The 13,831-nt window shown below is 71.7% G+C and carries 10 protein-coding genes; 3 read left to right on the plus strand and 7 right to left on the minus strand.

The genetic code is table 11. The annotated features are described in order from the left end of the window. Positions 1-44 precede the first annotated feature (44 nt). On the plus strand, positions 45-929 hold the full coding sequence (locus tag GA0070558_RS33840; RefSeq protein WP_091279421.1) for a VHL beta domain-containing protein: 885 nt from the start codon (positions 45-47) through the stop codon (positions 927-929). Positions 930-985: 56 nt separating this feature from the next. On the opposite strand, the gene GA0070558_RS13835 is transcribed toward GA0070558_RS33840, so the two are convergent. The 7 genes from GA0070558_RS13835 to GA0070558_RS13865 form a co-directional block, all read right to left on the minus strand. After that, positions 986-2,443 carry an endo-1,4-beta-xylanase gene (locus tag GA0070558_RS13835; protein WP_176734209.1) on the minus strand — a complete coding sequence of 486 codons (1,458 nt, stop codon included), beginning with the start codon at positions 2,441-2,443 and terminating at the stop codon, positions 986-988. Between the two features lie 358 nt (positions 2,444-2,801). Beyond that, positions 2,802-4,703, minus strand: a complete 1,902-nt coding sequence (locus tag GA0070558_RS13840) for an EAL domain-containing protein (RefSeq protein WP_091279427.1) — start codon at positions 4,701-4,703, stop codon at positions 2,802-2,804. Continuing rightward, entirely contained in the window at positions 4,690-5,313 is a 624-nt protein-coding gene (locus GA0070558_RS13845; protein WP_256091924.1) for an RNA polymerase sigma factor, read from the minus strand. The genes GA0070558_RS13840 and GA0070558_RS13845 overlap by 14 nt, the downstream gene beginning before the upstream one ends. Beyond that, on the minus strand, positions 5,310-5,603 hold the full coding sequence (locus GA0070558_RS13850; RefSeq protein WP_091279430.1) for a hypothetical protein: 294 nt from the start codon (positions 5,601-5,603) through the stop codon (positions 5,310-5,312). The genes GA0070558_RS13845 and GA0070558_RS13850 overlap by 4 nt, the downstream gene beginning before the upstream one ends. A 205-nt stretch (positions 5,604-5,808) precedes the next feature. After that, complete coding sequence (locus GA0070558_RS13855; protein ID WP_091279433.1) at positions 5,809-9,033, minus strand: helicase HerA domain-containing protein; 3,225 nt, start codon at positions 9,031-9,033, stop codon at positions 5,809-5,811. Then, positions 9,033-9,686, minus strand: a complete 654-nt coding sequence (locus GA0070558_RS13860) for a hypothetical protein (protein WP_077935693.1) — start codon at positions 9,684-9,686, stop codon at positions 9,033-9,035. The genes GA0070558_RS13855 and GA0070558_RS13860 overlap by 1 nt, the downstream gene beginning before the upstream one ends. Further along, positions 9,673-10,800, minus strand: a complete 1,128-nt coding sequence (locus GA0070558_RS13865) for an endonuclease domain-containing protein (protein ID WP_256091925.1) — start codon at positions 10,798-10,800, stop codon at positions 9,673-9,675. The genes GA0070558_RS13860 and GA0070558_RS13865 overlap by 14 nt, the downstream gene beginning before the upstream one ends. Positions 10,801-11,236: 436 nt before the next feature. Between GA0070558_RS13865 and GA0070558_RS13870 the strand changes: the two genes are divergently transcribed. Further along, on the plus strand, positions 11,237-12,751 hold the full coding sequence (locus GA0070558_RS13870; protein WP_091279437.1) for a hypothetical protein: 1,515 nt from the start codon (positions 11,237-11,239) through the stop codon (positions 12,749-12,751). Continuing rightward, complete coding sequence (locus tag GA0070558_RS13875; protein WP_091279441.1) at positions 12,748-13,470, plus strand: NUDIX hydrolase; 723 nt, start codon at positions 12,748-12,750, stop codon at positions 13,468-13,470. Before GA0070558_RS13870 ends, GA0070558_RS13875 begins: the two co-directional genes overlap by 4 nt. Positions 13,471-13,831 lie beyond the last annotated feature (361 nt).

Consider the following 13,831-nt stretch of genomic DNA (forward strand, 5'->3'; position numbering starts at 1 on the left):
CTCCGTGCCGCTGTTTCGAGCGGCACCGTGCGCGGATCGGGGCCATGACCCACTCAAACGATTTCGACGATCGGCGCAGGCTCGACATCTCCAGGGGCACCGGGGAAGGCGCCGGGACGGCGGCGCGCCTGCGCATCGGCGGCTGGGTGCCGCCGTCGGTGGAGCGCGCGGCTCTGCCGTCCGCGCCCTACCAGGCGTTTTCCGTCGGGGACGGCTGGACCGGGGCGGGGCCGGGGGCGGCACCGGCCGCCCAGCCGGCGTCCGCGCCGTCGAGACGCGCCTACGGCAGCGAGGGGCCGCAGTTGGCCCTCGTGCTGACCTCCGTGGCGGTCGGGCTGGTGGCCACGCTGGTCATCACGCTGCTTCCGTTGTTCAACGCCTACCAGCCGTACCAGCCGGGGCCGATCGCCCAGGAGCCGATCCGGGTGGGCCTGCCCACCGACAGCGCGACGCCCACCCCCACCCTCTCGCCGGCGTTGGGGTCGCTGTCGAACCGGGCCTCGTCGTCGGCCCAGGCTTCCGCGTCGAGCCGCCCGTCGACCGGGCGGCCCCGCGACACCGGCCCGACCCCGACCACCCGCGCGACCACGAGCCGGCCCGCCCCGGCGACGACCGGGCCGCGGCCGCAGCCCACCCAGGCGGGTACGGCGGAGCTGCAGGCGCTTCCGCCGTCTGCGGAGTCGCGCCTGCGGTCGACCAGCGGCGGTCGCTCGACGTACGTCGACTTCGTCAACGCCCGGCGCGAGCGGGTCGTCGTGTACTGGCTCGACTGGGACGGCCGCCGCCGGCAGTACCGGACGCTGGGGCCGGGCGAGTCGTACCGGCAGCAGACCTATGTCGGGCACCCGTGGGTGGTCACGAACGACCGGGGGTGGGCGCTGGCCTGCTTCCAGCCGGAGCCCGAGACGCGCCGGGCCGTGGTGCGCTGAAACGACGGTGGCTCACCGTCGCGGCATCAGCCACGGCGGTGAGCCACCGCACCTCGCTAGTTGGCGACGAGGCGGAACTGCTGGTTGGCCTGCCCGTGGCAGTCGTAGAGCTGGACCTGCTGCCCGTTGCCGGTGCCCCACACGTCGAGGCAGCGGCCGGACTGGACACCCGAGATGGTGCCGTTGGAGTTGACGTTCCACTGCTGGTTGGCCTGGCCGTTGCAGCTGTAGATCTGGACAGCCGCGCCGTTGCCGGAGCCGTTGGCGTCCAGGCACTTGCTGCCGTAGACGGTCAGTTGCTTGCTCGCGGTGTACGTCCACTGCTGGTTGCTCTGGCCGTGGCAGTCGTAGAGCTGCACGCGGGTGCCGTCGTTCTGCGACACGTTGGGCACGTCGATGCACCGGCCCGACTGGCTGCCGACGATCCGGTTGGCACCGCCGGACGGCGGCGGCGTGGTCGGCGTGGCGGTCGGCGTGGACGTCGGGCCGCCGGTCGGGCCGGGGCCGGCGGCGTTGAGGGCGTTGAGGACCGAGGTGTACGCGGCCTTCTTGTTGCCCCCGCCGTCGAACAGCAGCGGGTTCTCGCCTGAGCGCCAGGAGTCGCTGTCGCGGACGCCCCAGACGGTGATGCCGATACAGCGGGGCACGTTCAGGCAGGCCTGGGTGAGGCCGGCGTACTGGGTGGTGGAGGCGTTGGTGACGTCGACCTCGGTCAGCGCCACGTCGACGCCGAGCGCGGCGAAGCTGGACAGCGTGGTCTGGAAGTTGCTCGGCAGGGAGCTGCCGCCGGTGAAGTGGGTCTGCAGGCCGACGCAGTCGATCGGCACGCCACGGGACTTGAAGTCCTGGATCATCCGGTAGACGCCCTGCGTCTTGCCGTAGCTCCAGTTCTCGATGTTGTAGTCGTTATAGCAGAGCTTGACCGACGGGTCGGCGGCCCGGGCGGTGCGGAACGCCACCTCGATCCAGTCGTTGCCGGTGCCCTGGAGGTTGGAGCTGCGGCGGCTGCCGTCCTCGTTGAACGCCTCGTTGACCACGTCCCACGCGGCGAGCTTGCCCTTGTAGTGGGCCATCACGCCGTTGATGTGGTTGATCATGGCGGTGCGCAGCGCGCTGCCGCTCAGGCGCTGCATCCAGCCCGGCTGCTGGGCGTGCCAGGCCAGGGTGTGCCCCCGGACCTTCAGGCCACGTTGGGTGGCCCAGTTGTAGATCTGGTCGCCGGCCGAGAAGTTGAACTGGCCCTGGTTGGGCTCCGTCGCGTCCGGCTTCATCTCGTTCTCGGCCGTGATCATGTTGAACTCACGCGCCGCGATGGTGCTGTACGTGGAGTCGTTCAACCGACCCCCGGCGATGGCGGTGCCGAAGTAGCGGCCCGACTGCGCCGCCGCGGCCCCCAGCGTGGTGGCGGCCTGGGCCAGGCTGGGCACCACCAGCGCCGCACCGGCCAGCACCAGCGCGCTGGCGGCGGTGGCCACCACCGCGCGGCGGCGGCCGTTGCTCAGTAGACGTTTCATGACACTCCTTTGCATATCCATCGACGATGCGCAAAGTTGGAAGGAAGCGCGGATTCACGGCCCGTTTCCGAAACTTTCGGAAACTGCCGTAACTGGACTGCAACATACCCGCAACCACATGATCGGTCAACGTCGATGGGGCCCGCCGCGAGTCCAGGGCGGTGCAGCCGCTCCACCTTGCTCACGGCATGCCGGAAGCCCGACAGGCGGCACGACCCCTGCCGGGCACGGCGATCCCGCCGCCAGAATCCGAAACTTTCGGCGCGAGGCCGCGCGGCGCGGGGCGCACGGCGCGGCGCAAGACGCGGGGCCATGCGGCGCGGCGCAAGACGCAAGGCGCGGGGCCGCGCGCCTCGGTTCAGCCGAGAGCGGTGTGTTGCGGCGGGAACCGCAGTTCGAGTTCGACCGTCTGCACCGCGTCCTGGCTCACCGTGATCGGCTCGGGTCGGCCGGTCCAGTAGCCCTGGGCGAAGTCGACGCCGTAGCTCTTTAGGTGCTCGACGGTCGCGTCGTCCTGCACGTACTCGGCCGCGACGCGGATGCCGAGCGTCTGGCACAGCTCCACCAGCTTCGACACCACGGCCTGGTCCGCCGGCGACCGGCAGAGGTCGACGATGAACGTTCCATCGATCTTGACGAGGTCCACCGGAAGGTACTTCAGGTGCGCGAGCGCGCCGTATCCGGTGCCGAAGTCGTCGAGCGCCAGGTGGCAGCCCGCCGCCCTGATCCCCCGGGCGAAGGCCAGCGCCTCGTTCCGGTTCTCGATGAGCGCCGTTTCGGTGATCTCGAACGTCAGGCGCTCCGGCTTGACCCCGTACCGGTCGATCGCCTCCGTCACGAAGGTCAGCAGTCCCGGGTCGGCGAGGGACTTCCCCGAGATGTTGACCTGGTAGTGGGAGGTCTGCGCGCCCCGGCCGATGAACTCCAGGGCGTGGTGGACGACCCACTTGTCGACCGCGAGGATCTCGCCGACGCGTTCGGCCATGTCGAGGAAGGCCACCGGCGCGACCGGCTCCCCGGTGTCGCTGCGCACCCGCAGGAGGATCTCGTGGCGGGTGACCTGGTGGAGGTTGAGGTCGACGATGGGCTGGGCGTAGAGGGCGAACCTGCTGGCCGAGACCGCGTGCCGGACGCGGGAGCGGCACCGGGCCGTCCGCTCGCCGTCCGCGACCGGCTGGTCGAGCACGACGACGGAGGCGGTGTCGCGGCGCGCGTCCCGGGCCGCGTGCTCGCCGTCGACGAGCAGGTCGAAGCCGGTGGCGAGCACGCCGCTGCCGAAGCGCACCACGCCCGCCGAGGTGTTGAGCCGCAGGGTGTTCTGCCGGATGCCGAACAGGTGGTTCCGGAACGTCTCCACGATCCGGGCCGCCAGGCTCTCGGCGGCCTCCGTGCGCCCGTCGGCCGGTGCGAGAAGCACCCCCCACAGTCCGGAGCCGACCAGACCTGCGGTCACGTCGTTGCCGACGACCGTGCGCAGCAGCCGGGCGACCGACGCCGTCAGGCGGTCGCGGTCGGCGTCGGTGAGCGCGTCCGGCAGCCGGGTGGCGGGTTCGGTCGCGACCACGACCAGGGCTCCGCCGGTGGTACGGCGGGCCCGGTCGACCTCGTCGATGACGTACCCGCGGTTCGGCAGCCCGGTGAGGCCGTCCAGCACGGCCAGGTCGGCACCGAGCATCTGGCTCCGGATGGCGAGCCGGCGGCGTTCCTGCCGGGCGAGTTCGAGCGCGGTGACGTCTTCGCCGGTCACGATGATCCCCGACGGTCCGCCCTCGCGGGTGGTGATCTCCAGGTGGCAGTGCACGTGGCGGATGCTGCCGCCGGGCTGGACCACCCGGAAGCCGACCTCGCCCGGCCGGCACCGCGTCCACGCCGTCCGGACGGCCCTGCGGACCCGCTCGGCGTCGGCGGGATGGACGAGCCCGAACAACGTCTCGGGCGTGAGGCGCAGTGTCCCCGGCGCCTGCCCGAAGATCATCGCCATCTCGTCCGACCAGTGGATCCGGCCGAGGCCGTCCCGCCCGCCGGCCACCCAGGTGATGGTGCCCAACTTCGCCAGCTGGGCGGCGCGCGCGACCCTGGTCGCCTCGTCGACGTCCCAGGTCAGCGGGTCGACGAGGGCGGTGTCGACCATGATCTTGTAGCCCTCGGCGAGCGAGAGGTCGTGCCGACTCTGCGCCGCACGCGCGACGCGGCGCGCGCGGGCGAGTTCCAGCGGGCTCGGCCTGGTCTCGGCCAGCGCCAGGATGTCATCGAGGTCCACGACTGGCTCCCTGCCGCCGGTGGCTGTCCGGGGCGACGTAGCCGGCCTCCTCGGCCAGCTCGCGCAGCCCTCGCCTCGCGGCGACCTTGTAGGAGCGGACGCTGTTCTCGGTCAGCCCGAGAATGCGGGCGATCTCCTGGTTGGAGAAGCCCTCCTGCGCCATCTGGAACACCTCGGCGTGCCGTGCCGGGAGCCGGTGCAACCAGCCCCGCAGCAGCTCCTGCGCCTCCCACACGTCGGCGATGTTCGAGTGCGGCGCCGTCGGCAGGTCCTCCGGTGCCATCGCGGCCTCCCGCAGGTGCCGCTGGCGGTCCTTGCGGATCTTGTGGCGCGCCGTGACGATGATCCAGCCGATCGGCCGGTCGTGGACGCGCAGCTTGGACCACTGGACGCGCCCGTGCAGGTACGCCTCGTTGAGCGCGTCCTCGACCACCTCGCGGTCCCGGCACGCCGATCTGAGGATCCGCTCCACCTGGTGGTAGGAGGCCTCGGTGAACGCGGCGAACTCCTGGTCGTGCGCGGCCTTCATGCGTGCGGCCTCCGCCTCGCGCGTCGCCTCGCAGTCGGCCTGCTCCGGTGTCAGGGCGGCGGTGCCCTCGAACTCGATCACGCCGCCTCCCCGGCGACCCCGGAGTTCGGCCCGCCACGGCCGCCCAGCTCCACCTCGCGGTGCCCGTCGCGGTCGCGCTCCACGATCCGCACCACGTCGTGGTCGGCCTCCGCGAGCCTGGTCAGCCACGTGACCCGGGCTGTCGTACGTGTCGTCAGCTCCCGTTCCTGCTGTATCCGGGCCCGGTACGCGACGCAGGCGCGCACCAGGCCGGCCAGTACCCCCGCGACGGTGACGGCCACGGCCATCACCTGGAATCCGGTGAGCGGTTCCGCCAGCGCTTCGTTCATCGTTCCCCTGCCCCTCTCGGTCGACAATTACTATCCGTGGCGGGCAGCGGTTGTAGACGCCCCAGCGTCCACAATGTTCGGGAAGATCAATGATCAAGCCTTTTACCTGGCAGTACGGCACAAAGTAGTGGTCGCGGGACGCTGCGCGAAGGGTGCGTGACAATCCCATCGGGGCAATTTGCACACCGCCCTAAATCACTCTCAGCTATCGTCCCGCCACTCCGGACCGGCCCGTCCCGCGCGCCCGATCCAGCACCTCCTCGACGGTGAGCGGGCTGCGGGGATGATGCGTCAGCGAGAGCGGGGTCCGGATCTTCCGCGGTGCCGCGCCCTCGGCGGCGAGATAGAACTCGCCCACCGTCAGCCGGGAGATGTCCGGCACGTCCCCGCCCTTGGCGCGGGCCATCTCGCGGGCCGCCTCGATCTGGATCGGGCTGTTCATCAGGCCGTACAACTGCGTCGCCGCGTTCCCCGGGATGCGGTTGTGCAGCCCCTTCGGCGCCTGCGTGGCGAAGACCAGCCCGAGCCCGTACTTGCGCGCCTGGGCGGCCAGCGCCAGCGTGCTCTGGGTGCAGGCCGTCATCGCCCCCGACGGGGCGAACGTCTGCGCCTCGTCCATGACGAGCAGCCCCAGCAGCGGCCGGTCGCCGGCCGGGTTCCTCTTGATCCAGGCGAACAGCGCCATCTGGAGCTGGTTGACGAAGCTCTGGCGTACGTCGTCGGAGGGCAGGCCCACGAGGCTGACCACCGACACCCGGGCCCGTTTGCCGGGTGCGGGCGTGAGCAGCACGCCGGGATCCATCGGGGTGCCCTCGCCCCCGAAGAGCGGATCGTTGACCATGGCCGCCGTCAGGTTCTGGGCCAGGCTGAGGCCGATCTTGTCGGCGTCGTCGAGGTCGATGATCCCGTCCGGCAGGTCGGCCAGCGTGTCGACGAGGCCCCTCAGCCGGGAACCGCCGCGCCGGCCGTAGTGCTCGACGGCCTTGCGCAGCACCGCCAGCCCCAGGTGCGCCCTGGTGGCCCGGCCGGTGACCATCGCGCGCGGCGCGAGGGCCGCGACCGCCGCCTCGACGGCCTCACCGAACTCGTCCGGGTCGTCGCGCACGCCGGTGAAGTCGGGCAGCGGCTGGAAGCTCAGCGGGCGGCCCGAGTTGCGGCGCGGCGTCCAGACCACCACGTCGGTGTACGTCAGATAGTCCTCCGCCCGGGCCGCGTCGCCCGGCCGCCACCCTGCGGGATGCTCGGGCCACTCCTCCCCGAGGCGGGCGAGGTCGTTGTTCGGGTCGAGCACGATGGCGGAGACACCGGCGAGGGCGCACTCCTCGACGATGCGGCGGATGAGCACCGTCTTGCCCGAGCCCGAGCCGGCGAAGATCGTGGTGTGCTTCCGGAGCGCCTCCAGGGCCAGCGGCACGGGCGCGTTGTCGTCGTACCCGTACCCGACGACGAATGCCGGCTCGGCCGGGACGGCGGCAGCCGGGGCCGACTGGGCCGGCTCGCCCGACCGCGCCGGCTCGCTGGCGGCCGGGGCCGGAGTGACCGGGGTCGGGGTGACCGGGGTCGGCGCGGCGTCCGTCGTCCAACGGTCGACGTCGGCCAGCGCGTGCTGGAGGAACTTCAGGTCCCGGGTCGGGCGGCGGTCGACCAGCCAGCCCTGGAAGTCCATCGTGGCCTCGGCGAGCATGACCCGCAGCGCCGAGAGGATCCGCAGGTCCTCCTCGTCGACGCCGATGGTCTGCCCGCCCGCCGCGGTGAACGCGGAGACGGCCTTCCGGGTGGCGGCGCTGGTCGACCAGCCGCGGTTGCGCAGCAGGAACAGCGTGCGCTTGGCCGAGCCGGTGTCGAGGGCGGCCGCCACACTCGCCTTGCGGAGCCGGGCCAGCGCCGCGTTGCCGTGGTGATCGTCGCTGATCGCCCGGAAACACCAGTGCGCCTGGTCCTCGGTGCGCTCGTCGAGCGTCAGGCGCAGCCGGGCGTGCAGCGGCGGGTCGGTGCTCGGGGGCGGGTCGACGCTGAACGCCGCACCCGCGTCGCCGCGTTCCAGGATCCAGGCGGTGAGCCCGGCGGCGAGCAGCGGCGGCATCGCCTCGTCCTCCGAGGCCCGCCCGAGCGGGGCGGCGACGTCGGCGGCGTCCCGCAGCTCGGCGAAGCGGGCGTCGTAGCGGTCCATCTCCTCGGTGGTGGCCGTGACCGGGGCGGCGGGCCGGGGTGCCCGGGGCTCGGCGGCGGCCGGCTCGCCCAGCGTGGTCATCTCCCGCACCTCGTCGGCGGCGAGGCAGCCCCGGATGTGCCGGTCGATCTCGATCAGCAGCTGGCGCGGGGTGAAGGCCCCGGCCTCGGAGAAGGCGCGCGGGGACACCGGCCACGAGGGGTACGGCGGCACGTACCCGACCTCGCCGTAGCGGACGGAGAACCGCTTCTCGATGATCGCCCGCGCGAGGTCGGCATCGTCGATCCGGCGCAGCACCGGGGTCTCCCGGAACCGGTCGGCGACGGTGTCGGCGGCGGTGGACCGGATGATCGTCCACGAGTTCGGGATGCAGGCGAGGACGGTCAACGTGCGCCGCGTCGCCTGCCGCAGCGACATCAGGCCGTCCGCCATCCGGGCCAGCATGAGCGACTGGTCCGGGCTCATCGCGGCGGCACCCACCACGGCGGGGTCGCTCTGGATCGCCAACTGGGCGATCAGCGTGTCGACCTGGTCGATCGCCACCACCGAGGGGCCGGTCAGCGCCAGCAGCCAGGACAGGTCCTGCACGATCTGTTGGGCCGGTCGGGGCGCGCGCCGCATCCCCCAGGCCGCGCGTTCGCCGGCCACCACCTCCTCGCCGGAGAGGAAGTAGTTCTCCGCCAGGTCGCGGTGGGCGATGTCCTCCGAGGCGGACAGCGCGAGGGCGCGGGCGGTCTCCTGGCAGGTCCGGGCCGCGTGCCGGTCGTAGTCGCCGAGCCCCGTGAGGAAGGCGTCGAGCGCCGGCCGGGTCAGCTCGGTGTCGCCCATCACGGCCCGGCGGGCCGTCCGGGGCGCGCCCACCAGCGCCGACAGCCGCCGCAGCAGCAGCTTGAGCTGCGTCTCGGGGCTGCCGGGCACCGGCCGGGCCAGGCCGTCCAGCAGGGCGGCGAGGACGTTGTCCCAGAAGCTGCCCGCGTCGAGCAGGCCGACCAGGAAGAAGTAGCCGCCCGCCTCCTGCACCCGCTGGCGGACCACGCCCAACAGGTGGGTCTTGCCGGACCCCCGCTGCCCCTGCACGACCAGGCCGAGCGGGCTGCCGTGCGGGTTCGACGCGGCCTCGTCCACCCCGGCGAGCACCTCCCGGACGACCGGGACGTGCAGGCCCTCGACGTGGAAGGGCAGCGGACGCCACACGTCGTCGGGGACCGGCGCCCAGTCGAACCGCAGGGCCGCCAGCGCGCTCCGCTCCGCCTCGTCCATCACACGCCGATCGCCAGCAGATGATTGTCCTGCCCGCCGAGGCGCAGCGCGGCCGCGATGTCCGCCTCGGTGAGCGTCTTCTGGTTCGACTCCGGCGCGATGGCGACGCCCTCGGAGCGGCTGAGCCGACGCAGCGCCTCGTCCAGGTCCTCGCGCGGCACGTCGGCGAAGAACGGGCGGAGGCGGCGCAGGCTCACCCAGGCCCCCGGCGCGTCGGCGAGCGCCCGGTACGCGCTGACCACGCGCGCCGTCAGCGCACCCGCCGGGTCGGCGGCGGCCGTGGGAGCCGACGCGCGTACGTCGGTCACGGCGAACAGCTCGGCCAGCGTGGCGCAGCCGCTGCGCGCCAGGACCCGGTCGCGCAGGTTGGCCTGGAGGGCGGTCAACGCGGCGCCGAGCGCCGACGCGCCGCGCAGCGCGAAGTCGAGGTCGCTCTGCATCCGCACCCAGCCCTTGTCGTCGAGCTGGAGGGCGTACGTCGATCCGCTCTTGCGGCTGGCGACGTAGTGCAGGCGGGTGAGCTTGTCGCGCTGCGGCTTGCGTACGTCGAGGTTATAGCGCTCGCGGAGCTCGGTGTTCAGCACCTCGCGCGCCTCGGCCATGAGCACGACGAGGATCGCGCTCTCCGATGCCGTCAGATCATCGCCGGCCATGCTGCCGTCCTTCCGCCATGTCCCGCCGACGCTCCCGCAGATACGTGCCGATCTGCCGGACCACGGCACCGACGTCGTGGGTCACCCGGGCGTTGGTGAAGCGCAGGACGGCGTAACCATCCAGTTGCAACTGGACGTCGCGCTGCCGGTCGGCCTCGAAGTGGACCGGACGGCAGTGCTCCGGCCCGTCGATCTCCACCACGCACCGTTCGTCGGGCCACACTAGATCCAGCCGGATAGGCGTGGCCAGATCGTGCGACCGGTAGCTCTGGTTCCACCGCCGCCCGACGGCCCAACTCTCGGCGGCGAGCGCCGCCTCCAGCCTCTTCTCGGCCTCGCTCGCCGGGTGCGGCCGGCCCACCACCGCCCCCGCGTCGGACCACAGTCCGCGCGGCGCGGCTGGCGGCGCGGGTGGCACGGCGCGCGCTGTGCGCGGCGGCGCGAGCGACGCGGGTGGCACGGTGTGTGGCGGCGCGAGCGACGCGGCGCGTGGCGCGGGCGGCAGCGCGACCGAGAACTCCGGCACCGCCTCCAGCCCGGCCGCGCCGGCACCGAGCAGCCAGGTGACCGGGCCGCCGTGCTGCACCAGCCAGGCGGCCCCCGCCGCGGAAACCGCGCCGGTTCCGGCGGCCGGCTCGACGAGCAGCACCACCCGACGCCGGCCGAACGCCCCCGCGACGAGCCGCGCCAGCGCCGCCGCCCGGGTGCGCAACGGCAACTGCGTGCCCGAGGGACGCCGGGCCGTCACCGCGAAGACGGCCAGGTCCGGCAGGAAGGAACCGGGATAACGGTCGCGGCGGGACCGCACCGCAGCGGCGGCCCGCACCGCCGCCAGGCCGGACGTGTCCGGGCGTACGCCGTCCGCAGCCTCGGGCAGCCAGGCGGGCAGCAACTCGACGGCGACCTGTTCGAGCCGGTCCAACGCGGCGTACACGAAGTCCACCGGCAGCGTGATCCGGGCAGCCGGGCGGTGCACCACGGCGGCCAGCACCGCGTGGTCCCGCGCGATCAGCATGGCCAGCGCGTCGGTGTCCGCGTCGGGCAACGCGACGACCCGGTCGGAGGGGACGTCGGCGAGGCTCCGGTTAACCAGCAGCGTCCGGCCCTCCCCCACGGTCGACGGGACGTCCCGGACAGAGTACGAACGCGCCTCGGGTGACGCCACACCGTCGCGCGACCGCTACGTAGGGCGTCGGAGGGCGGAAAGGCCCTCCCACCAGCGGCGGAATGCTCAGGTGCCGCCGCAGAGTCGGCTTTCGGACCGTGGGGGGGTGAGCTCGGGGGAAAGGACCCCGTCGGGGATGCGGTCTCAGACTGTCGGCTGCTGCCAACCGGCCTCGATTCACCTCAGCGAGCAGGTGTCGGCCATCGTCGGGTACCCCTCGGAATCGGCCCTCATCGAGGTCAGAGCTGCCTTACCGCTGCCTCGGTCCCGCCTAACGTTTCGCTTGACGCCCACAAGAATCCCGCTCCGCTCGCGGTACGCACCGCTTGGCATCGAGTGACTACCCTGAGGGCCCGACACTCAGCTCTGGAATGGTTGGAGTGCGATGTCCCAGAGGACTGTCATTGGCGGCTTCGAGCCTCTCACCAATCGGAACCTCGCGAAAATCACCGTCGTCGCCCAATGCCTCGACAACCAGTGGGTCACCCGGGACCTGCTCGACCACATGGTCACGCGCCGGCTGTCGTACGAAGACGTCGAGGGCCGACGGCAACAGGACGCCCGGGCGGAGTACCTGCGTTCACTCCTAAACGCCGAGCAGGTGATCGTCAACCGGGCCTACTTCTTCAACAATCCCGTCGTCTACCAGGACTTCCTTAAATACAACGTGCAGCGGGACGCCTTCCGGACCTTGATGAACGAGAGAGCGCTGATTCCCTTCCTGCTGCGAGAGAGGTCCCCCGAGGACGAGCCAGGTTTCACCCTCGACAGCGTCGGCTGGCCGGCCTGGCGGAAACTTCTCGGTGATCTCGACACCATCTCTTGTCTTAGGCTGAGCTGGGACGACGCCGAGAACGAAGAGTGCACCCAGCGGCTGATGTACGAGGAGTTTCACCGTTTCCTCCTGCAACTACGCGGATTCAACCTCGACGCCCTCCGGCGGGATCTGGGGCTCGATGAGGCGAGCACTTCGTTGCTCAAGCAGCGGCTGCGGGAGGTGACCCTCTGGGCCGCCGATATCGATCGCGCCGACAGGGAGGGCTTCTATCGGGAGTTCCTCGTCGAACCGGGCACGTTCCCGGCGCAGGGCAGGTTCCGCTCGGAGCCCCTGGTGTCCGAGCTGAAGCAGCTGATCGACTTGCGGTACAACACCACCGTCCCGGACGCAGTGGAGCGGTATGCCCTGATCCCCACCGACTCCCTGCGCCGGACGGCCCTGCAGGAACGGCCACCGATCAGAAGGAAGCCCGCCGCCGGGGCGGGCGCACCGGCCGGTGGCCTGCCCCAACTGCTCGACCTGCTTGCAGCACTGCGGCCCCAAGCCTTCGACCTAGCCCAGTCACCCCTGCGGCTCGACCTAACCGGCCTGACGCTGGACCACATCCGCCAGGCCCGCAATACGGAGGAGTGGCGCAGCTATCTGTCTGCTCTCGAAGCGCTCCTTGACGACCCGACCGACTTCGTGGACCGCGGTCAGAAGGTGTTCGACCAGTACGTCGCGCTAGCTCGACGGCTGGCTGACATCGTCGGAAGGCGCCGCACCAGTCAGATGCGGATCTGGGAACCGGCGATCCGGATCACCGTCGAGGTCCTGGGCGCCTCGGTCTCTTTGATCTACGACGGCAATCCCCGGTTGGAGGTTCTCGGCGAGGTGGCCACCGAGGTCGCCGCCCGGGGCGCTGAGGCGATCGTCCGGTTCGCCGTCGTCGGTCGGGATCAGCGGCGGGCCGAGGACGAAGTGTCCACCGGGATCGACGTGATGAAGGTGCGGCTGGAACGGGCCCGCGAGGAGTGGGCGGAACTCGTCCGCCGGATGCGCGAGGGCGGATTCCCGATCACCGAGGGGCCCGCCGTCCGCGACGCCGAGCCGAACATGGACCAACCCCGGGACGATGAGTGAACGGCAGCCCGGATCGGAGCCGCTACCAGGATCTCCGTGCTCAGTTGCCTGAACTGTTCGACAACCCACCCGACGCGGCTGTGAAGATCCTCGACGACCCGACGGACGTGGCGGCTGCGGAGCGGGCGAAGGCCGAGGAACTGGCGGCACAGGGCCTGCCGATGGAGTGGAGCAGGACAGGGGTCGCGTATCAGGACCAGTACCTCACCCTGGTACGCGAGCCGGTTCGCTTTCCCGACGGCACTTTCGGCACCTACATCCGCTCGTTCCCCGCAGGCGGCGCGTCCGGGGTGGTGCTGTTGCCCGTTCTGAATGGCGCGGTCGTCCTGGTCGAGCACTTCCGGCACGCAACCCGGCGCTGGCACCTGGAGGCCCCACGCGGCTTCGGGGTTCCCGGGGTGCCGGCCGACGAGCAGGCCCTCCTGGAACTGCAAGAGGAAATCGCCGCCGAACTGGTCAGCCTGATCGACCTCGGGCTGTTCCATCCCGACACAGGCACCTCCACCAACGAGGTCCGGCTGTATCTGGTCGAGATCGCCGCCGTAGGCGCGCCGCAGACCGGGGAGGGCATCCGCGCCGTGCACACCTGCACGCCCGCCGAGGTCGGCAAGCTTGTCCGCGACGGGGTGATCACCGACTCATTCACCATTGCCGCTTGGACCCGAGCCTGGCTGCGAGGGCTGCTGCCCGGAACCGGTCCGCAGCTTGAACCGGAGTAGGGCTGGTCACCAGAAGGCGCAGTGCCGCGTGGCGCCTTTGCCACTGTCTGCCGTCGCTCCGAACTCCTGTGGAGCGGGCCGGCGCCCGGCCCGCCACGTCAAGACGGCCTTGACGGCTCGTACGGACGCTGGCGGGTCGGGCGGCGGTCTGCTCGGCTCGCCCGGGTCGACGGCGGGCGGGATGGCTCCGCTCCCACCGCCACCACCCACCGACCGCAAGCCACCGACGGACCGGATCCGCGGGGCCCCGGCCGAGGATCGGGAGGTGCTCGTAGCGTCGGCGTGGCTGCATGACATCGGCTACAGCCGTGACCTGCTCGACACCGGCTTCCGCCTCCTTGGCTGTGGCCGACGGCTCCGC

The sequence above is a fragment of the Micromonospora haikouensis genome (assembly GCF_900091595.1).
GTDB classification, from domain to species: Bacteria; Actinomycetota; Actinomycetes; order Mycobacteriales; family Micromonosporaceae; genus Micromonospora; species Micromonospora haikouensis.